Origin of the sequence: Clostridium sp. UBA871 (assembly GCF_002295255.1) — a bacterium.
Classification (GTDB): domain Bacteria; phylum Bacillota; class Clostridia; order Clostridiales; family Clostridiaceae; genus Clostridium_J; species Clostridium_J sulfidigenes.
In genome coordinates, this window is the sequence record NZ_DBFV01000010.1 from 1 (window position 1) to 22,301 (window position 22,301).

At 29.7% G+C, this 22,301-nt stretch carries 20 protein-coding genes and 1 tRNA gene; 1 reads left to right on the plus strand and 20 read right to left on the minus strand.

What is annotated here, in order from left to right; all coding sequences use genetic code 11:
- Positions 1 to 58: 58 nt before the first annotated feature.
- The 9 genes from B3086_RS13000 to B3086_RS13040 form a co-directional block, all read right to left on the minus strand.
- A tRNA-Thr gene (locus B3086_RS13000) sits at positions 59 to 134 on the minus strand.
- 83 nt (positions 135 to 217) lie between these two features.
- Positions 218 to 823 (minus strand): RNA polymerase sporulation sigma factor SigH, encoded by a 606-nt coding sequence (gene sigH, locus B3086_RS13005; RefSeq protein ID WP_051824237.1) that lies wholly within the window; start codon positions 821 to 823, stop codon positions 218 to 220.
- Positions 824 to 932: 109 nt separating this feature from the next.
- Complete coding sequence (locus B3086_RS13010; RefSeq protein WP_035135170.1) at positions 933 to 1,442, minus strand: NYN domain-containing protein; 510 nt, start codon at positions 1,440 to 1,442, stop codon at positions 933 to 935.
- A gap of 19 nt (positions 1,443 to 1,461) precedes the next feature.
- The gene (gene rlmB, locus B3086_RS13015; RefSeq protein ID WP_346867662.1) at positions 1,462 to 2,187 is read right to left on the minus strand and encodes a 23S rRNA (guanosine(2251)-2'-O)-methyltransferase RlmB; all 726 of its coding nucleotides are present in this window, start codon (positions 2,185 to 2,187) and stop codon (positions 1,462 to 1,464) included.
- A gap of 226 nt (positions 2,188 to 2,413) precedes the next feature.
- On the minus strand, positions 2,414 to 3,211 hold the full coding sequence (gene thyX, locus B3086_RS13020) for an FAD-dependent thymidylate synthase (RefSeq protein ID WP_346880522.1): 798 nt from the start codon (positions 3,209 to 3,211) through the stop codon (positions 2,414 to 2,416).
- Entirely contained in the window at positions 3,195 to 3,620 is a 426-nt protein-coding gene (locus tag B3086_RS13025; protein ID WP_346876253.1) for a Mini-ribonuclease 3, read from the minus strand. Before B3086_RS13025 ends, thyX begins: the two co-directional genes overlap by 17 nt.
- Positions 3,621 to 4,108: 488 nt before the next feature.
- Positions 4,109 to 5,821 (minus strand): proline--tRNA ligase, encoded by a 1,713-nt coding sequence (locus tag B3086_RS13030; protein ID WP_346893620.1) that lies wholly within the window; start codon positions 5,819 to 5,821, stop codon positions 4,109 to 4,111.
- 284 nt (positions 5,822 to 6,105) lie between these two features.
- Positions 6,106 to 6,795 carry a 2-C-methyl-D-erythritol 4-phosphate cytidylyltransferase gene (gene ispD / locus B3086_RS13035; RefSeq protein ID WP_346849279.1) on the minus strand — a complete coding sequence of 230 codons (690 nt, stop codon included), beginning with the start codon at positions 6,793 to 6,795 and terminating at the stop codon, positions 6,106 to 6,108.
- Positions 6,796 to 6,860: 65 nt separating this feature from the next.
- Entirely contained in the window at positions 6,861 to 7,955 is a 1,095-nt protein-coding gene (locus tag B3086_RS13040) for a PIN domain-containing protein (RefSeq protein WP_150843588.1), read from the minus strand.
- 358 nt (positions 7,956 to 8,313) lie between these two features.
- Here B3086_RS13040 and B3086_RS13045 point away from each other — a divergent pair, with 358 nt between their 5' ends.
- The gene (locus B3086_RS13045) at positions 8,314 to 8,742 is read left to right on the plus strand and encodes a hypothetical protein (RefSeq protein ID WP_035135181.1); all 429 of its coding nucleotides are present in this window, start codon (positions 8,314 to 8,316) and stop codon (positions 8,740 to 8,742) included.
- 30 nt (positions 8,743 to 8,772) lie between these two features.
- Here the strand turns inward: B3086_RS13045 and disA are convergent, their stop codons facing one another.
- From disA to fusA, 11 genes are all read right to left on the minus strand, one after another.
- Positions 8,773 to 9,837, minus strand: a complete 1,065-nt coding sequence (disA, locus tag B3086_RS13050) for a DNA integrity scanning diadenylate cyclase DisA (RefSeq protein WP_346849278.1) — start codon at positions 9,835 to 9,837, stop codon at positions 8,773 to 8,775.
- 49 nt (positions 9,838 to 9,886) lie between these two features.
- Entirely contained in the window at positions 9,887 to 11,251 is a 1,365-nt protein-coding gene (gene radA / locus B3086_RS13055; RefSeq protein WP_346849277.1) for a DNA repair protein RadA, read from the minus strand.
- A 209-nt stretch (positions 11,252 to 11,460) separates the two neighbouring features.
- Complete coding sequence (locus B3086_RS13060; RefSeq protein ID WP_346849276.1) at positions 11,461 to 13,938, minus strand: ATP-dependent Clp protease ATP-binding subunit; 2,478 nt, start codon at positions 13,936 to 13,938, stop codon at positions 11,461 to 11,463.
- 139 nt (positions 13,939 to 14,077) lie between these two features.
- Positions 14,078 to 14,302: a hypothetical protein gene (locus B3086_RS13065; RefSeq protein WP_035135188.1), complete on the minus strand. Its 225-nt coding sequence runs from the start codon at positions 14,300 to 14,302 to the stop codon at positions 14,078 to 14,080.
- Positions 14,303 to 14,438: 136 nt separating this feature from the next.
- Complete coding sequence (locus B3086_RS13070; protein ID WP_346880520.1) at positions 14,439 to 16,181, minus strand: ABC transporter ATP-binding protein; 1,743 nt, start codon at positions 16,179 to 16,181, stop codon at positions 14,439 to 14,441.
- A gap of 172 nt (positions 16,182 to 16,353) precedes the next feature.
- Positions 16,354 to 17,604: an aminopeptidase P family protein gene (locus tag B3086_RS13075; protein ID WP_346849274.1), complete on the minus strand. Its 1,251-nt coding sequence runs from the start codon at positions 17,602 to 17,604 to the stop codon at positions 16,354 to 16,356.
- A gap of 46 nt (positions 17,605 to 17,650) precedes the next feature.
- The gene (locus tag B3086_RS13080; protein ID WP_346849273.1) at positions 17,651 to 18,385 is read right to left on the minus strand and encodes a TraX family protein; all 735 of its coding nucleotides are present in this window, start codon (positions 18,383 to 18,385) and stop codon (positions 17,651 to 17,653) included.
- A gap of 29 nt (positions 18,386 to 18,414) precedes the next feature.
- A complete protein-coding gene (locus tag B3086_RS13085) occupies positions 18,415 to 19,053 on the minus strand; it encodes a histidine phosphatase family protein (RefSeq protein WP_346849272.1) in 639 nt (212 codons plus the stop codon).
- 222 nt (positions 19,054 to 19,275) lie between these two features.
- On the minus strand, positions 19,276 to 19,464 hold the full coding sequence (locus tag B3086_RS13090) for a hypothetical protein (protein WP_346849271.1): 189 nt from the start codon (positions 19,462 to 19,464) through the stop codon (positions 19,276 to 19,278).
- Positions 19,424 to 19,660 (minus strand): hypothetical protein, encoded by a 237-nt coding sequence (locus B3086_RS13095; protein ID WP_035135200.1) that lies wholly within the window; start codon positions 19,658 to 19,660, stop codon positions 19,424 to 19,426. Before B3086_RS13095 ends, B3086_RS13090 begins: the two co-directional genes overlap by 41 nt.
- A 223-nt stretch (positions 19,661 to 19,883) precedes the next feature.
- Positions 19,884 to 21,962: an elongation factor G gene (fusA, locus tag B3086_RS13100; RefSeq protein ID WP_346893622.1), complete on the minus strand. Its 2,079-nt coding sequence runs from the start codon at positions 21,960 to 21,962 to the stop codon at positions 19,884 to 19,886.
- Positions 21,963 to 22,301: the final 339 nt, after the last annotated feature.

The following is a 22,301-nucleotide window of genomic DNA, read 5'->3' on the forward strand; positions in this document are numbered from 1 at the left end:
AAACATTTTTATTTTCACTTTTTTAATGTAAACTTATCCACGTGTGTTGCAAAATAACTGGAGCTCATAACCGGGATTGAACCGGTGACCTCCACCTTACCAAGGTGACGCTCTACCTACTGAGCTATATGAGCATTCAATACATAATGTATTTATTTTAAAATATTTTTGTCAGTTCCTTATTATAAATGATTTTTTTTTGTTTGTCAATACGATTTCATCTTTGTTCTAAACACTTTTCAAGTTTACGTTTTACTCTCTGAAGTGCATTATCAATAGATTTTGCTTGCCTATCTAAATCGCTGGCAATTTCTTGATAAGATTTACCATCAAGATAAGAATTCAAAACTTCCATTTCTAAGCCTGACAATACTTCTTGTATCTTACTTTCTATGTTCTCCATCTCTTCTCTATCTATTATCAATTCTTCGGGATCAGATACCCTTATACCTGATAATATATCTAATAGAGTTCTATCTGATTCTTCGTCATATATAGGCTTATTCAGTGATATATAAGTATTTAGTGGAATATGTTTTTGTCTTGTGGCAGTTTTTACAGCAGTGATTATCTGTCTTGTTATGCACAATTCTGCAAAAACCTTAAAAGATGCTAACTTATCATCCTTAAAATCTCTTATAGCTTTAAATAAACCAATCATACCTTCTTGATATATATCTTCTTTATCAGCACCAATCAAAAAATATGATTTTGCTTTAGCTTTCACAAAGTTCTGATATTTACAAAGAAGATATTCTAGGGCTCTATTGTTTCCCGTCTTAGCCAGAGCTACTATATCTTCATCTTTTTTACCCGTAAACATGGAGTTTAACTCATCATTGCCACTTGTATTTCCCAACAATATCCCCCCCAAAGCATAAATGACCCTAACTAGAATTATACATTAACAAAATTTAGATAGTCAAGATATATTATCTACTTCTTCTTATCTTTTCTAGCTTTTCTGCCACTTCTTTATCTATGGCCTCCTCAAAAAGATTTCTATTATGAAAACTCTTGTTCTCACACTGCCTAGATATCTTTCTGTTTGTTTCCTCAATCCAACTGTAAAACTCTATAGATGATACTCTATTAGCACCTCTTTGAAATATTAACTGTTGCTCTAAAGAATCAGATGTTACAACATAGACCTCTGATTTTCTCCCTATATGATTTACAGTCCTCTCTATATAACTATCCGCAGTTTCATCATGCTTTGTAAAAACTATAGTCAAATTTCCTTTTCTATCCTTTTTTTCTATACTTCCCTTTACCATATGTGCATCAAATACTAGTGTTATTCTGCACCCTTTAAAGGCTGCATAGTTAAGAAGTAAGTCAATAAGCTTATTTCTTGCAGCTTCGTAACTATAGTCCTTTATAGTATTTAATTCTGGCCAGCTATTAATTACATTATACCCATCCACAAAAATTTGCTTCAACTCTATACCCCATTTACTTCTATTTCAATCTTTGTTTTAATATTTCATATGCTATCATTCCACATGCTACTGATGCATTTAATGAATTAACCTTTCCTACCATAGGTATTTTAACCAACACATCGCACTTTGATTTAGTTAGCTTTGAAATACCTTTTCCTTCACTTCCTATAACTAAAGCTATAGGTCCTTTTAAGTCCGAATCATAGCAGTATTGGGTCCCATGCATATCTGCTCCATATACCCATATCCCAGATTCCTTTAGTTCATCTATAGCTACATTTATATTTGTAACTTTAGCAATTTTTATGTATTCCGTAGCCCCAGCTGAAGTTTTATAAACAGTAGGTGTAACTCCTACATTTTTTCTTTTTGGAATTATTATCCCATGTACTCCACAAACTTCTGCTATTCTTATTATGGACCCAAAATTATGAGGATCTTCAATTTCATCTAATACTAATATAAAGGGATCTTCCCCTTTTTCCTTAGCGTTATTAATTATATCTACTATACCACAATAATTGTATGGAGTTACTATTGCAATTACCCCTTGATGTGCAGCGGTTTCACTTATACCATCTAGTTTTGCTCTATCCACATATTTAACTACTACAGATTTTTCTTTAGCTAATGCTGTAATTACACTTATGGATCCTTTAGTATCTCCTTGTGCTATCATTATATATTCTATTGTTCTATCAGATTTTAGAGCTTCAATAACCGCATTTCTACCTTCAATCATATCTTCTCTTGAGGTTGCATTGAAATTTTCAACTTTTATATTGCTTTGTATGTTTTCATTTCTGTAGGATTGATTATTTCTTCTTTCACTATTTACATCACCTACAAATCTATTATTATCTCTTCTATTTTTCCCTATACGTTTAGGTCTAGCATTTTTACTACCTTGTCTTTTATCTTCCATCCTTATATCACTCCTATCATCTATTTCTATATCAATTTACATTTTATATAGATAAGTACTTATTTCTTATTTCTATAGCCTTACCACAAGTCATAGCTCCTTCTGAACAACTTTCCTTTACACAACTAGGACCGCATCCTTCAAATAAATTTGGTGCTACTTTTTTTACTTCCTTAAGCATAGCATCTGCTAAATCCCTTATTTCCCATTGAGCTCTCATACAGCATCTATGACTAAAGAAATGCATAAGCTCTCTAGCATTCATTGTAACTACAATTTTAGTTGCACATGCATTAGGAAATATATATCTAGCATCCTCAATAGCACTTTTTTCTGCTTTGGACTTTAATGATTTCATCTCTTTTTCTGTGATTTCTTCACATTTTTTTCTTGCTTTATGTTCATTAATATATACATCTAAATTAGAAGCTTTAAGCACTTCAACTAATTTATCATAGTCTTCCTGATCTTTTTTCATCGCCTCTACGAAGATAGCCTTACACTTCTCATCTTTTTCTATAGATGGTGGAATTATATATTCAAAAGCATCTAACTTAACATATCTTTGACTTTGCTGAGAATAAGAAGCAACTCTATGTCTAACCAATTGATGTGTTAAGCTTCTGGATACGCCCTCAATACCAAAAGTAAAGCTTACATGTTCAACTGGAGAGTTATGACCATAACTATTCAACATTTTTATAAATTTACTTGTAGTTTCTTCATCTAACCCTTCTGTTATTTCCTCAATTCCTACTGAACTATAACATAATTTAGCTGCTGCAGCTACTACTTTTTCTGGATTTGGAGTAAACTCCATAAGTTTAACTTTTATCATTATTATCACTCATTTCAATAATTTTATTAAGCAAATAATTTAATCTGTCATTCTTTCCTGAAATGTACAAATATCCTATTACAGCTTCAAATCCTGTTGCCCATCTATAATCACCAACATCTGCGTTCTTAGGAGCACTAGATTTAGTATTTCTTCCTCTCTTAAAAACTGACATTTCCTCTTCGTCAAACACATCTAAAATTAATTTTGCATAATTACTCTGTGATTTTGCTTTGACAAAATTAACAGTTTTTAAATGCAACTGCTGTACTTTCAATGATTTATTTTCCCCTAATAAATAGGTTCTTATAAACACTTCATACACAGCATCACCTATAAATGCAAGAGTTAATGGGTTTATTAAATGTGCTTCTTTTGCACTAAATTTTTCTTTCAATAAATCAAATTCCATATTTTTCTCCTTAATGAGATAAATCCTATTATAATAATTAAACATAATAATTATATATTTTCAAGATTTCATAGTCAAATCTAACTTTTCCCTAACACAATTCTTATTAATGAATTATTAAAAAATATAGTTATTAATAACCCTAATTATTCACTGTCTTCATCTTTTTCTTCTATTTCTAATAGGCCCTATTGAAAATTACAGTGATAGAATATCATTGGCTATTTTCATTTCTTTTAAAATAACAAAATCTCTGAACCCCTTGAGTCCACAACAACTAGTTATATATTTATATAGTTTCCTATTAACATATTTATATAGTTGAATATATATTATATGAAAATATAAATTCTCTTTAAATTTTATTACTTTGATTAACCACATGGCCTTCTAGAAACCAATATTAAAAATTATAGTAAAATAGGACTATATTTTATTAATACAGTCCTATTTACTTACAATGAAATAATTTACTTTATAGCAAATGATTAAAATTTTAAATTATTTGCTATAAACTCTTTTTCTATTCTGTCTACTACATCTTCTATATTTACTTCTTCAATATCTTGATTTTTTCTTAACTTAAATTCAACTATATCTTCAACTACTTTTTTACCTACTGTTACTCTTATTGGAATTCCAATTAAGTCAGCATCCTTAAACTTAACTCCAACTCTTTCATTTCTATCATCTAAAAGTACATCTACTCCTTTAGTTTTAAGATCCTCATAGATTTTCTCCGCTCTATTCATTTGTTCTTCATTTTTAACATTAGCAGGCGTTACTATTACTTTATATGGAGCAACAGCCATTGGCCAAAGGATTCCATTTTCATCATGATGCTGTTCAATTATAGCTGCTACAGTCCTATTAATACCAATTCCATAACATCCCATTACTAGAGGTTTCTCTTTACCATTTTCATCTAAATAGTTAGCTCCCATAGATTCTGAATACTTAGTTCCAAGCTTAAATATATGTCCAACCTCTACCCCTCTTCTAATATTTATTGGGCTTCCACACTTAGGACACATATCCCCCTCTGCTACGAGTTTATAATATCCTACTATGCCGTTAAAATCTCTTTCATAATTTACATTTTCATAGTGATATCCTGTATCATTAGCTCCAACTATAAAATTACTCATTCTAGTAACTTCTTCATCTACAAGTAGTGTATCTACTTGTAATCCAATTGGACCAGCAAATCCTATTTCTGCTGATGTAGCCTTTAAGACAGTTTCTGCATCTGCCATTTCTAATTCCATAATTCCACCTAATGCATTAGAAACCTTAGTTTCATTTAAGCTTCTATCTCCTCTAACCATTACTGCCACAACTTTGCCATCAGCTTTATATATTAGAGTCTTTGCAAACTTCTTGTTACTAGTATTAAAGAAAGTTACTAACTCTTCTATAGTTCTTACATCTGGAGTTGCTATCTTCTTTAATTCCTTTTCTTCTTCTTTCTCTGCATCTTCCAGTTTAGATGTAGCCTTTTCTGTATTCGCGGCATAATTACAACCAGTACAGAAAGCTATTTCATCCTCTCCTATATCAGATTTAACCATAAACTCTGCTGAACCTGATCCTCCCATAGCTCCTGAATCTGCTTCAACAGCGCTAAATTCTAAATCACATCTAGTAAATATCTTATTATATGCTTCATACATCTTCATGTAAGATATATCTAATCCTTCATTATCTTTATCAAAACTATATGCATCTTTCATTATGAATTCTCTTGACCTCATAACTCCAAATCTAGGTCTTCTCTCATCTCTATATTTGGTTTGAATTTGATAAAGATTTAATGGTAATTGTTTATAAGATTTAATTTCATTTCTCGCTAAATCTGTAAATACTTCTTCATGGGTTGGTCCAAGACAAAAATCTCTTCCATTTCGATCTTTAAGCCTAATCATCTCTGATCCCATTACATCCCATCTTCCAGATTCTTGCCATAGATTTGCTGGTATAAGTGCAGAAGCTAAAAATTCTTGAGCACCTGCTCTATCCATTTCTTCTCTAACTATATTTTCTACATTTTTTAACACTCTAACTCCATTTGGCATGAAAGTGTATATTCCTGTAGCTGATTTTCTTATCATTCCAGCTCTTAACATAAGTTGATGGCTTGCTATCTCTGCTTCACCTGGAACTTCTCTTAGTGTACTTATTAACATCTTTGATAACTTCATCTTCCATTCACCTCGTAATTATATTTATTAATAAAAAAATAGAACCCACCCTAATTAGGGCGAATTCTATCGCGGTACCACCTAAAATTTATACTTCATTTTATAACGGCTCATGCCGGTAGTTAAAACTACTGCTCAGAAGCAGGTTCAAAACGTGTGAAAATCTTTCAGCCGGTGAATTTTCTCTCTGTGGGTATGTTTCTACTATTCTTCCTCATCACATATTAATATTAAATTTTAATAAATATCATTATATCATACATATTTAAATATTGCCTACATATTTATATTTTATTTTTTAAAATATTTTCTCCAATTATCATATCTTCTGGAGTTGTAAGCTTTATATTTAAATAACTACCCTCATAAAGATATACTTTTCTATCAAATTTTTCAACAACCATAGCATCATCAGTAACTTGCTCTTTAGTCTTTCTTAATTTTTCATGGCAGAATAATATAATATCATACTTAAAACACTGAGGGGTTTGAACTATAAAAGCATCCTCTCTATTTAAGGTTTCCTTGGCAAACCCTTCTTTATCCTTAATTTTTATAGTGTCCTTTGATTTAACTCCACAAGTACATGCACCATATTTTTCAGCATTCTTAATGCCATCATTTATTATATTCTCAGTAACAAATGGTCTAGCTCCATCGTGGATTAATACTATGTCACAAGGTTCTATTGCCTTTAATCCATTGTATACAGAGTCTTGTCTTTCCTTACCACCTTTTACTAAAGCTCTAACTTTTTTAAGGTCATATTTTTCAATTATATTCTTTTTACAATACTCCATCTCATCTTCTGCACACAGAACTATAATATCATCTATATTTTTATTGTCAGAAAAAGCCCTTATAGTATGATATAATACTGGTTTTTCTGCCAAAGTCAAAAACTGCTTGTTTACATTTGATCCCATTCTTTTCCCTTGTCCTGCAGCCAATATTATCGCTGTATTTTTTCTCATAATTCCTCCAATAAATTAACCTTAAACTAATCATAAATTAGCGCTTAATTTTTCTTAATAAAAAACTATTGTTCCTTTGGTTTTGCAAATATCATTCTTCCTGCTGCTGTTTGAAGTACTGAAGTAACTACTACAAATATATTTTCACCAATATATTTTCTACCTTCTTCAATGACAATCATAGTTCCATCATCTAAATATGCAACCCCTTGACCTGACTCTTTTCCATCTTTAATTACCTGTGTTTTCATAACTTCTCCTGGTAATAAAACAGGTTTTACAGCATTTGCTAACTCATTAATATTTAATACAGGTACTCCCTGAAGTTCTGCAACTTTATTTAAGTTATAATCATTAGTAATTACCTTTCCATTCAATACTTGAGCAAGTTTAAGTAATTTAACATCTACTTCCTTAATATCTTCAAAATCGCCTTCCCATATTTCTACATCTATACTTAACTCTTTCTGTATTTTATTAAGTATATCTAATCCTCTTCTTCCTTTTGTCCTTTTTAAAGAATCTGAAGAATCCGCAATATGTCTAAGCTCATCTAAAACAAAAGTAGGAATTACTAAAGTACTTTCAATAAAACCACTTTGACATATATCAAATATTCTTCCATCAATTATTACTGATGTGTCTAACACCTTAGGGCTTAACTTATCTCCAACATTCTTTATCTTAGAATCCTTATTAGCTCCAGGCTTTTTAAAGCTTGTAAACACATGTATAATTTCATCTTTTTTTCTTACGCATATATCTGCAAATAAAACAGTAATTATTACCGTAACAATTACAGATATTATGGTTATTATTATCGAATCCACTCTAATAAGTGTAGATAATAATACTGATATTATAAGTCCAATTAAAGCTCCTATACCTGCAAATACAATATCTACTATTGGAATCTTTTGAGCAGACCTTTCTAAGTATTCCATAGCTTTAACAATTCCTGAGTTTATAAAAGGTGAAATAAAATAAAATATAAGTCCAATAAAAATAATACATAATACAACAAATATTATTGAAATAAAACCTGTATTGTTTATTCCTAACTTAGGTAAAAGTTCCGTAGAATTTCCCCATGCACCTAAAACATATCCTAATGTTCCTCCTATTAAGGTAAACAAAGCCCTTAATATTTTCTTTAACACCACAGCACCTCCTTAATTTTTAACCTATATTGTGATTATTTACAAATTTTCTCCATAATATCCTACTAAATTAAATATATATTATCATTAAATACATTTCAATGGATTATTAGAATATTAACTAAAATTTGATTAACTGTATATAATATTAACATTTAAAATATTTGATATTCTCAATTAATAATTAACAAATAATTTTCAATATAAAAATATTTGTCAATACTCACATTTTCTACTTCTTCACATAAAATAAATTGTTAACAGTAAAATTACCCCCTATGAATAATAGTAATATTGATATATTATATAAATAAAGGTATTCCAAGTAAGTAACTTTATTTATAAAGGAGTGAAAGTTATGAAGGATCTAATATTTGATGAATTTCAAAATTCTGTAGATAGTTCTTTATTAAGACATAAAAGTATACTTGACATACTAAGCAAATTGCAGGAATCTGAAAGTAGAGTTAACAGATCCGTAGTAAAAGCTGTTACTAGTTGCGGTTGTGTTAAAATTAAAGCTGAAAAACAGGGTATAAATTATTCATTGAACGATGATAAGGAAAACACCATAGATAAATTAACCTTAGATGATTTAGAAATACCTCTTAGTTCTCATATACAAGGAGAGCTATGTGATAATTGCCGTAAAATCATCGAACGAGAAATAGGCAATCACTTATTCTATATAACTTCCTTATGCAATAGTTTAGATATAAACTTATATGATGTACTTCTAACTGAATACAAAAACATAACTACCTTCGATAAAATTAATTTAAGATAGCAAATATAGCACAAACTTAATTGCTTTGTGCTATATTTGTTTATCTAATATAAATTGCTCTTTTAATCTTCTTAGACCATTTTTAATGGTTTTAGCTCTTGCTTCTCCTACCCCATCAACTAAATCTAATTCATCATAAGATGCTTTCATTACCACTTGAAGTTCTCCGAAATGTTTTATTAGATTTTCTATAATTGCCGATGGTAATCTAGGTATTTTATTTAATATTCTATATCCTTTTGTAGATATTAAATTATCCACTAAAGGAACACCACCATATCCTAATACCTTAGCTATCATATCAAGATCCAATAACTCTATAGCTGATAACTTTTCTATATTCCTATAAACATCAAGATATCTTTCAGCATCACTACAATAGTCTCTCACAAGAAATACTCCCTCTTGTTCAACGCCCTTGATTAATTCTCCTAATTGCATAGATATAAGTCTACCTTCATTCCCCAATTCACATATGTACGTTTCTATCTCACAAACTATTCTCATAACCATTTCATTTCTCTGTATTGCTGTGACTACATCTAAAAGGGTCGATAAATCTTGTAACTCCAGTAAGTTTAGATTACTTATTACTCTTTCTAAAACTAACTGATATTTTTCTAAGGTTTGAATAGCTTGATTAGCCTTAGCTAATACATCACTACTTTCTCTAAGGACATATTTTATATCATCTTTATATACAGTGATTATATTCCTTCTTTGAGATATTGCTACTACTATATCACCAGTTTCCTTTGCAACTCTTTGAGCTGTTCTATGTCTAGTTCCAGTTTCTTGAGTAGTTATAGATGGATTTGGCATCAACTGTGTATTAGCGTATAATATCCTCTTTAAGTCACTACTTATAACTATAGCTCCATCCATCTTTGCTAGTTCATATATATATGCTGGAGTATATTCTGATTTTATTGAAAATCCTCCATCTACCATATCTAATATGGCATTACTATCACTTAATACTATTAATCCTCCAGTTTTAGCTCTTAATATATTATCTAATCCTTCCCTCAGTAGGGTTCCCGGGGACATAATTTTTAGTATTTCCATAAGTTCTTTTTGCTCTTGTTCCCTCATTATTTTCCTCCATTATTAATTTAACACTTTACTGTTCTCTTATATATTATTAAAAAATCTTTGACACTGCTTCTCTAACTGTATCCACTCCAATTAAATTTATTCCCTTATTAGTTATTTTTGCTTTATTTTTATTGGGTAGTATTATACTAGTAAAGCCCATCTTTATTGCTTCATTTATAATTTTTTCTGCATGAGCTATAGGCCTAACTTCTCCAGTTAACCCTACTTCTCCTATAATTAATAAATTTTCTATTTTAATTTCCTTTGCTTTGACACTAGATATTAACGCTAAAACTATTCCTAAATCTCCATATGTACCGTCAATGTTAAGTCCACCTACCACGTTAACATACACATCACTGTTATAAAAAGGAACTCTTAATTTTTTTTCTAATACCGCTAATATCAAACTTAATCTCTGGTTATCAACGCCTACTGCAGTTCTACGTGGCATCGGAGCTTTAGTTTCACTTGCTAAGGCTTGAATTTCTACTAAAATAGGTCTAGTTCCTTCAACTATCCCAATGACTACTGATCCTTCCTGTTGCATAGATTTTTCTTGCAAAAATACTGAAGATGCATCATTTACTTCCTCAAGACCACTTTCTCTCATTTCAAACACACCAATTTCACTAGTAGTTCCAAAACGATTTTTTATGGTTCTTAATATTCTAAACTCTTGTGTTCGCTCTCCCTCAAAATATAGAACTGTATCCACCATATGTTCAAGAACTCTTGGTCCAGCCAATTCTCCTTGTTTAGTTACATGGGCAACAATAAATAATGGAATATTCTTTGTCTTTCCTATTCTCATTAAATCATTAGTACATTCTCTTACCTGAGATACACTCCCTGGAGCAGAAGAAATAGTTGGTTTATATAATGTTTGAATAGAATCTATTATTATAAACTTTGGCTCCATTTCAGTTATATGCTCTTCTATAATATCTATGTTGGTTTCCGATACCACATAAAGTTCTTTTCCTGTAGCTTTCAGACGTTCTGCTCTCATTTTTATTTGCTCTTCTGACTCTTCTCCAGATACATACAGAACTTTTCCATACTTCAGTGAAATATTACTGGCACTCTGTAGCAATATAGTAGACTTACCAATACCAGGATCTCCAGATATTAAAGTTAATGATCCCTTTACAAGTCCACCACCTACAACCCTATTTAATTCCCCAATTCCTGTATCTAACCTTTCATATTCACTGGATTTTACATCCGTAATATTCTTTGGCTTATTTCCAGAAGACATAGTAACTGACCTTTTAAAAGTAGTTACTGCTTCACTTTTAACTTCTTCTCCCATAGTGTTCCAGCTATTACATCCAGGACATTTTCCATACCACTTTGGAGCTTCATAGCCACACTCATTACATATATATACTTTTTTAATCTTTGCCATAATCTGCTCCTTAAATTTTTTATATTAATTTATTATTTCTTAACAGTTAATTAAAATACTTATTATACTATGAGTTTAACCATTATTTTATATAGTAAATTATATTGTTCTTAACTATAAAAAAACCACTTATATAAAGTGGTTAAAAATATATGGTATTATATCTATCATAATTATATACCCATTTTTGTTTAAACACAATGAAGTAATTAGCTACACTTAATAAACTTCAACTCGTCTTTTTCAACTGTTATTTGTATGATATCACTCTTTTTGAAATTTCCTTTAAGAATCTCATCAGATAGTCTATCCTCAATCATATCAGTTATAATTCTTCTTAAGGGTCTAGCTCCGTACTCTTTATCTCTTTTTTGTTTACTTATGAATGTTTTAGCTTCATCTGTAAATCTTAATATAATATCATTTTGCTTAGCTCTTTCACATAGATTATTTGTGATTATATCAACAATTTTAATTATGTGTTCATCTTTAAGTTTATGAAACACTACTATATCGTCAATTCTATTTAAAAGTTCTGGCTTAAAGATATTCTTTATTTCGCCAAGTATAATTTCTTTCATATTTTTATATTCATTATCACAATTTTTATCATCAGATAATCTTTCAAATCCTATAGAACGGTGTTTTTTTATAGTAGATGCTCCTGCATTAGAAGTCATTATAATTATAGTATTCCTAAAATCTACAACCCTTCCCTTAGAATCAGTAAGTCTTCCATCTTCCAGTACCTGAAGTAAAATATTAAATATATCTTCATGTGCCTTTTCTAGTTCATCAAATAGTATTACCGAATATGGACTTCTCCTAACTTTCTCTGTTAATTGACCTCCTTCATTAAACCCTATATAACCTGGTGGTGAACCAATTAGCTTTGATACAGAGTGTTTCTCCATATATTCCGTCATATCTATTCTAATTATTGAATTTTCATCATCAAACATAGTTTCTGCAAGCGCTTTAGATAATTCAGTTTTTCCTACCCCTGTTGGTCCTAGAAATATAAAACTCCCTATAGGTCTCTTGCAATCTCTTAGTCCTACCCTTGATCTCCTTATGGCCTTTGCAATAGCTTCAATAGCTTCATCCTGACCTATAACTCTTTTATGAAGAATGTTCTCTAAATTTAATAATCTATCAGTTTCTTTAGATGTAAGTTTCTCTAAAGGTATTTTAGTCCATGTTGATAAAACTTTTGCAATCTCTGCCTCATCTACCGTTATCTTGATTTCTTCATTACTTTCTACTAACGTTCTTTTTCTAGAGTTTAATTGTTGTCTTAATTCATATTCTTCATCTCTAATGGATGCTGCCTTTTCAAAATCTTGAATATCTATTGCTTGTGATTTTTCTTCAATTTTTTTCTTAAGCTTCTGCTCCAAAATTCCAACTTCATTTCTTTGTAAATTTTCTATTCTACTTTTAGCCCCTGCTTCATCTAAAAGATCTATTGCTTTATCTGGTAGGTATCTATTTGATATATATCTATCTGACAAATTTACTGCTGCACTTATAGCTTCATCTGTAATTCTAATTGAATGATGTTCTTCATACTTATTCTTTAACCCTTTAAGTATTTGGATAGCATCTTCCTTAGAAGGTTCTTCAATTATAATTGGTTGAAATCTTCTTTCTAAAGCAGAATCCTTTTCAATATACTTTCTATATTCATCTACGGTTGTCGCTCCTATGCATTGAAGCTCACCTCTTGCAAGGGCAGGTTTTAAAATGTTAGAAGCATCTATTGCCCCTTCCGCACCACCAGCTCCTACTATAGTATGAATTTCATCAATGAATAAAATAATATCCTCACTCTTACAAACTTCAGCCATTAAAGATTTTAACCTATCTTCAAATTCTCCTCTATACTTTGCTCCTGCAACCATAGAAGCCATGTCTATACTTATTACTCTCTTATTTAATAACATGTCTGGTACACCATCACTTTGAATTTTTTGTGCTAATCCCTCAACTATGGCTGTCTTGCCCACTCCAGGATCTCCAATTAAACATGGATTATTTTTTAGCCTCCTACATAATATTTCTAAAACTCTTTCTGTATCCCTTTCTCTTCCTATAACTGGATCAAGCTTATTTTCACTAGCATATCTAGTTAAATCCTTCCCATACTTATCAATCATTGGAGTTTTATTTCTTTTAGACTTGTATGGCTCCTCTATTTTCATTTCAGTTCTACTGTCATGAAAGTCAGAGTTACTACTTAATGATATTTCACATTGTTTTTTATTGTAGGATAACATTCCTAGCAACTCATTGAAGTTTGTTCCTAAATTATCTAATATTGTATAAGCTACGCCCTCTTCTTCTTTAAGTATAGCTAATAATATATGCTCCGGAGATACAAATTTATCATTTAAATTTCTGGCTTCTACTAAACTAACTTCCATCAGCTTTTTAGTTCTAGGAGTAAAATATATCTCTTCTGGATATATCTCATCCTCACCATAGCCAACTAATTTTTCTATTTTATCTTTAATCTTTATTTCATCAACACACATATTTTCTAGCGCCTTAGCTGCTATGCCGCCCTCTTCCACAATACCTAATAATACATGTTCAGTGCCTACATATCCATGTCTAAATCTTTTCGCTTCTCCGTGAGCATACATCAATGCTTGTCTTGCTCTATCATTATATTTATTAAACATTACACTAACCCCTTTATCTATATAGCAAAATGCTAATACTATAATATTTAGTCTATCCAATTCCAGCAATGACAAACCATAATTTGTAATTATTTTTAAAATATATTTTTAGAAAACGTATATAAATAAAGTACCTTCCCTATTGGAAAAGCACTTTATTTATATATTTTCTATCTTTGTATAAAGTAGATATAGCATTGTCATAATCATAATACTCTATTTTAATGCATTTTTCTTCATAACATCTTATTTTAACATTTAGATTTTCATTTAAAATTACATCAATAAGAGCACCATCTTTATCATAGCTAAACTCCTTTAAATCATTTAATAGTTTGTCTATATTTTCTTTGTTTCTAATCATCTTTTCCTCCAGTATTATAAATAACTTTAATTTCATATAATAGATTATTTTAAGTAAAAATCATATTATCATATGATTTTTACTTAAATAAATAACATAATATGATTAGATTATTAAAGATATATCATTAATAATTTTAAAACTCTAATTCCGAATCATTAAAATATCCATTAAACTGTGAGTTATACAACCTAGCATAAATTTCACCACTATTAATCAATTCTTTGTGAGCACCTTTTTCAACTATTCCCTTATTTGTTAATACTACAATCTCATCTGCATTTTTAACAGTTGATAGTCTATGAGCAACTATAATAGATGTTCTTCCCTTAGATAACCTTTCTAAAGATTTTTGAATTATAAGCTCTGAAGTATTATCAAGAGCTGATGTAGCCTCATCTAATATTAATATAGGCGGATTCTTTAAAAATACTCTTGCAATAGATATTCTTTGCTTTTGACCCCCAGATAACTTTACTCCTCTTTCCCCTACATAAGTTTCATATCCTTCTGGTAGTGACATGATAAAATCGTGAATATTAGCATTTTTAGCTGCTTCAATAACCTCATCATCGTCAGCTTCAGGATTTCCATAGAGAATATTATCTTTTATAGTTCCTGTAAATAGAAATACATCTTGCTGTACTATTCCTATGTTTTTTCTCAAGGACTTTAATGTTATGTCCTTAATATCTTCTCCATCAATGGTAATTTCTCCTTTATTTAGTTCGTAAAATCTTGGAATTAAATGACAAATAGTTGTTTTACCACCACCAGACGGTCCAACTAATGCTAAAGTCTTACCTTTTTCTATTTTTAAATTTATATTAGATAATATTTCTTCACTACCTTCATATTTAAAGGTAGCATTTTTAAACTCAATTTCACCTTGTACATCTTTAAATTCTCTTGCATTATCACTATCTACTATGTCTGGTTTAGTATCCATTAACTCTACAAAACGCTTAAATCCTGACATACCTGATTGATATTGTTCCACAAATGATGTTAATCTTCTTATTGGTTGCATAAAATATGCTACATATAAAAAATAAGTAGATAGATCAATTACGCCTAATTCCCCTTTATATACGAAGTAACCTCCAAACCCTAAAACAACTACATTTAGCATGTCTACAAAAAATCTCATTCCAGACATGAACTCTGCCATATATTTATAAGCAGAAGATCTACTAGTTCTAAATTGAGTATTTCCTTCATCAAACTTTTCCATTTCATATTCTTCATTAGTAAAAGATTTAGCAACTCTTATTCCTGATATACTATTTTCTAGCTTAGTATTAACTACAGCTATCTTCTTTCTAACATCATAAAATGCCTTGGACATTTTCATTCTCTTAGTCATCGTAAATATTATAATTATAGGTATACAAGCAAATATTATTAATGTTAATTTTATATTTATAGCACATAGTAACCCAAAGGATCCTATAAGCATTATTATTGAAATAAATACATCTTCCGGTCCATGATGTGCCAGCTCAGAAATATCCATTAGATCATTAACAATACGTGACATAATATTTCCAGTCTTATTATCATCAAAATAGCTAAATGGTAATGTCTGTAGATGGGCAAAAACTTCTTTTCTCATATCATATTGAAGCCTTACACCCATTACATGACCCCAATAATCTATTATATAATTTGCTATAAGCTTAACTACATACAATAATACTAAGACAATTGTAAATATTAATATTGTTCTTAGATTCTTATTAGGAATTGCATCCTTTAATAGGTAATTTGTAAACATAGGAAATACTAAATCCATGGCTGCTACTAAAAATGCACATATCATATCAATTATAAATAGAGTTTTGTGTGGCTTGTAATAAGATATAAATCTCTTTAACATTAAAATTCCTCCATATCTCCTAGTAAAATTAAAAAAATTGTTCTATAAACATGTTTTAAGCCCCAGCAGAAAAACTCCTTCTACTGAAGCTTAAATTCTCTATGAACTTATTAAAATACTCTTTAATTAATCTACATAAATCTTCAACAAAAAAACTTTCACTTCTAAGAAATTAATCATTATTTTTACTCATAAACATTTCTATATCTTCTATACTTTTAATTATATGAGCAGAAAGATTTACATAACCATCCTCTGTAACCAGAATATCATCTTCAATTCTAACACCTATACCTTCTTCTTCTATATAAAGTCCCGGCTCGTCTGTAATAATCATACCTGGTTTAAGCTCTATATTTCTCGGTCCTACATCATGGGTATCTAATCCTAATGGATGTGCTACACCATGATAGTAGTATTTATTTAACTCTGAGTCTTCCTTTATAAGGCCAATTCTCTTACATCCCTGAGCAAGAACTCTTTTAGTTATGTCTTGTAATTCACCAGTAGTAATTCCTGGTTTTACTGCTTTCATAACAGTTTCATTAGCTTCTAATACAATATTATATACTTCTTTTTGTCTTTCTGAAAACTTCCCATTGATAGGAAAAGTTCTACTTATATCCCCATTGTAATATTTATATTGTGCCCCTAAGTCTAAAAGCATAAGCTCTCCATCTTCAGTCTTAGTATTATTATCTACATAATGAAGTATAGTTGCATTCTTTCCAGTGGCTGCAATAGTTGGAAATGCAAAATCCTTAACTCCATTTTTCTTTAAAATATAATTAAAATATGCTTCAATTTCATACTCTTTCATGCCTGGTTTAGCATTACTCCATATTTCTTTTATCCCTTCATAAGTTATATCTATAGCTTTTTTAATTAATTCAATTTCTTCTTCTCTTTTTATAGTTCTAAGTAAAGCTATATCATGATATATATTTTTAACTCTTACATATGGATATCTTTTCATAATATCTACCGCAAAATTTTGAGATGATGTTTGTGGAATATTAAATTCTTGTCTTTCTAAATCTAAATACACATTATCAATATTAAATCTATCAAAATAACTTGCAATAGTACTTTCAAAATCTTTTAAAAACTTAATATCCTCTATACCTGAAACTTCTTTTGCTTTATCTTCACTTATTGTTTCGCCAACCCATTTAGCCATAACAGGATCATTCTCTTGTATAAATAACATTTCTGACACTTTGCCATTAATATTTATAATCACCATAATTACTTTTTCTTCATCAATACCGGTTAAATAATAAAAGTTTCTGTTTGGTGTAAATGGATAAGTCTCATCTGCGGACTTATAAGGAGCTTGTCCAGCAAAAAAGATAGCTATAGAATTTTGAGAAAGCACATCCCCTAACTTTTTTCTGTTAGTAACATAAAAAATCTTATTCATAATTAATCCCCTTTTCATCATTATTTTCTATAAACCCCAATAATTATTATATACCATATATTATAATATATCTAATATATACTAAAACTAATAAGTGAAGTGGATAAAACCCATAAAATAGAAATTGTACTTTTTTACCTTCACTCCCATTGTAATGATAAATAAAAAATAAACTATTAATGCAAGTTGCTTGAAGAAAAACTCTAAAGTTTACTCCAAATGGTTCCATAAAATATTTTAAATATGGTATAGTATATAAAAAATTCAATCCTATCATAGAAAGAGTTAATTTTTTAAAATTCTCTTTAAACATCTTAAAGCATAATATGATACAAACTCCATATATTGCATAATCAGATTGAAATTTCTCTAAGATATATAGTATTCCTAATATAATGACAAATTTAATTATATATATAGAAATATCAAATACTTCTTTGGATATCTTAATATCATGCTTTAACTTGTAATAATGAACTTTTTTGTCTAGTATTATCATAATAAATATTCCTGAAAGAAGTGTAAAAAATACATTTAGTCCTTTAGTCTCAAATGCTAGCATGTAAGGTATTTGTGATATGATAGCTAAAATAAATAGCCTAAACATATATCTTTTTATATTCTTAGTCCTACTATATCCCTCTGTTATTAAAAATGCATATATAGGAAATGCCACTCTTCCAATGATTCTAAAAAACATTATCTCTGGAAAAAATATGGCTCCTGTATGATCAATTAGCATAGTTACACAGGCCAATAGTTTAAGCGAGAAACTATCCATAACTTAACAATCCCCCAATGATTATCTTTCTATTCATTATATTCTTTCACTTGATATTCATGGTGTGATATATCTGCACACTGCACTATCTTATGTATTTTATCATCAAACTCTATAGTTGTAAGGCTTGTCTGCTTTATGTATGGCTCCATCCAAAAATTACTTATATCGATATTTTCTAAACTACAAAGTAATGCTTTTATAGGCATAGTATGTGTAACTATAAGAATACTTTTTCCTGTATTTTCTTCTATAATATCCATAATTGCTTTATCAATTCTTTCAATGAGCTCTTCAATGGTCTCTCCATCGCCTACAGGTTTATATATTTCTGGTTTATTCCAATAATTATAATATTGCTCTGGATACATTTTCTTTATTTCATCTTGGTTCAATCCTTGGAATTTACCTAACTTCAATTCTCTTAGTCCATCATGACTTATAAGTTCAACACTCTTATTTTCATTAATTATTTCTGCTGTCTTATAGGCTCTACCACTAGAACTTGAGTATATCTTGTCTAAATTAATTCCCTTTAATCTCTCTCCAAGCCATTCTGCTTGTTTTACTCCTAGCTCTGTTAAAGGAGAGTCATTCCAACCTTGCATCCTCCCTTCTACATTCCATTGAGTTTGTCCATGACGAGTTAAATATACAGTTGTTGTCACTTCTTCTCCTCCTACACTAAATTAAAACTTATTAATATACCAATTTTAATATAACTTATCTAAATATGCAAATATATCACATTTAAATTCTATGCTTATACATTGAATTCATATCTAAGAATATTAAGGTTTTTATATAAGTAAAAAAATATGCAAATAGTAAGTCCTCTTAAAACTTACATACTTGCATACTATCTAAAGCCTACTAATTATACTAGCACATTAATCCTTATAAATATCAAATTTCTCTAATTGTATTCTATTAGGTAACACTTTTGTATCATGAAACAACTCATCTAGTAGCATAAGATTATCGTTTTGCTCAACAATTTTATGAGATCCAATTCCAAATTCATCTTTTAATAATTTTTCATCTTCGTTTTGTGGCATGAATATAGTACTTACCATCATTTCTTCCTCCTCTCTCAACTATATCAAATTTATCACTTTCCAAAATGTTACATAATACTTTTGCATCTTCTACTTTGGCTTCGCTCATCTCAATTTGGAAGTTATCTAACGGTCCAATTATTCCCATATAGTCATGTATAGAACTATAATCGCTTAATCTAATCTGTCCATATATATTCATTTTATAGTCTGACATAAACAACCCCCTATTATATAATTATTTATAGTTTGTTAAAGTTCATATATTTTTATACATTATTATTTAAGTCATATATTCTTTGAAGTATTAAATATCTAAAAGTAATTAATTATATATTAACCCACTGCACAAAAAATAAACCCAGTGATAAAATTTCTATTATCACTAGGTTTATCTATTTATATAAAATTAGAATATCTACACAAAATTTATACTATTTTTATGCTTCCTTTTTATTTTCGGATACAATTTTATCTACTAAGTCACCTGGAACTTCTTCATATCTTTCAAATTTACTTCTAAAGCTTCCTCTAGCACCTGTTATACTTCTTAAATCAGTAGCATAGTTATACAATTCAGCTTGAGGTACTTCACTAATTATTCTTTGTCCCTTTAATCCCGGCTCCATTCCTAGTATTCTTCCACGTTTTTTATTTATATCAGCTATAACATCTCCCATATAATCATCTGGAATATCTATCTCTAGGTACATTATTGGTTCTAAAAGAATTGGATTTGCCTCTTGAAGACCTCTCTTATAAGCTAGAGAAGATGCTATTTTGAATGCCATTTCTGAGGAATCTACTGGATGGAATGAACCATCATGTAATGTTGCCTTTAATCTTATAACTGGATATCCTGCAAGTACTCCATGAAGTATACAATCTTTAAGCCCCTTCTCTACAGCTGGTATATATTGTCTAGGAACAGCACCTCCTACTACTGCATCAACAAATTCTAATTCATCTTCACCATCATTTCTAGGCTCAAATTTAACCTTTACATCTCCATATTGTCCATGTCCACCTGACTGTTTCTTATGTTTTCCCTGTACATCTGCAATTTTTTTGATTGTTTCTCTATATGGCGTTTTAGGAATTCTAAGACTTACATCTGCCCCAAATTTATTTTTCAATTTACTTACTAAAACTTCTAGATGTGTTGTACCAATACCTGAAATTACTACTTCAGCATTTTCTATATCTCTTGATATTGAGAATATAGGATCTTCTTCCAATAATTTTGAAAGTCCACTTGATATTTTATCTTCATCTCCCTTTGTATTAGGTATTACAGCTCTAGAATATACTGGTAACGGAAATTTCATTCTATTAAACACAATAGGTCTGTTTGAAGCACATATGGTATCTCCAGTACTAGTAAATTGTAATTTTGAAACCGCTCCAATATCTCCAGCTTTTATTTCTGTAGTAGGATATTGTTTTTTTCCTTTCATAAAATATAGAGATCCAAGTTTTTCGTCTTTTTCTTTAGATGAATTGAATACAACAGTATCTGATTTTGCAGATCCTGTTATAACTCTAAACATAGATAGCTTACCAATGAATGGATCAACTATTGTCTTAAATACCAATGCAGAAAATGGTTCTTTTTCATTGATTTTTATATTTATAAATGCATTGTTTTTAATATCTTTAGCCATATATAAGTTAGTCTCTATTGGAGATGGAAAACATTCTACTATATCTTCTAATAATGTTTCAGTTCCTATACTTGCTATAGCTGAACCACACATTATAGGGCATATATCACCTGTAGATGACCCTTTGATTAACCCATGATATATATCTTCTTCACTTAATTCCCCATCATTAAAATATTTATCTAACAAAACTTCATCAGTTTCTGCTACCGCTTCCATGAGCATTTGTTTACACTCTTCCACTTTATCTCTTAACTCCTCTGGGATTTCTCCTTCTTCCATAGTATGAGTCTTAGGATTAAATATTCTAGCTCTATTAGATATAATATTTACTATACCCCTAAGTTCTGTTTCTTTTCCTATTGGGTATTGTATAGGCACAACAGACATACCAAACTTGTTTTTTAATTGCTCTAAAACTTTTTCAAAGCTACTATTCTCACGGTCTAATTTGTTCACAAATATAGCTCTCGGTAATTTACGCTCAACTGCATAATTCCATGCCTTCTCTGTTCCTACCTCAATTCCTGCAACTCCACACACAGTTATCATTGCCATATCGATAGCACTTAGTCCTTCAATTATTTCTCCTTCAAAATCAAAATAACCTGGCATATCTACTAAGTTAATTTTAACATCTTTCCATTCACAATGAGCAACAGCTGTAGAAATAGATATTCCTCGCTTTTTTTCTTCTACATCATAGTCACTTACAGTAGTTCCATCCTCAATTTTTCCAATTCTATCAATCTCTTTAGTATAATATAGTAAACTTTCCATCAAACTTGTTTTTCCCGAACCACTATGACCAATTATTCCCACATTTCTTAAATTATTAATTTTATACTCTTTCATAAGGCGTACCCCCTAAATTTAATTTGGATGTATTAAGTTTATAAAATTGTATTAAATATATATTTTATTCTATGCATTATCAAAATTTCCTCTAAATGTTAGAATATTTATAATATTTAATCAATTATAAATAGAATAAAGCCATAATATAGCTTTATATCTATTTATATTTCTTAAATTAACTAATATTCTTTCCTTATAAAAATATCTTATAACAACACTGTTTGTACTTTTTTGAAGTGATAGCATTTTATTTTTTAAACAATAAAAAAAGTAGATAATTAACAAAATTATCTACATAAAATTTATAATTATAAGAAATGGCTCCGCGAAGAGGAT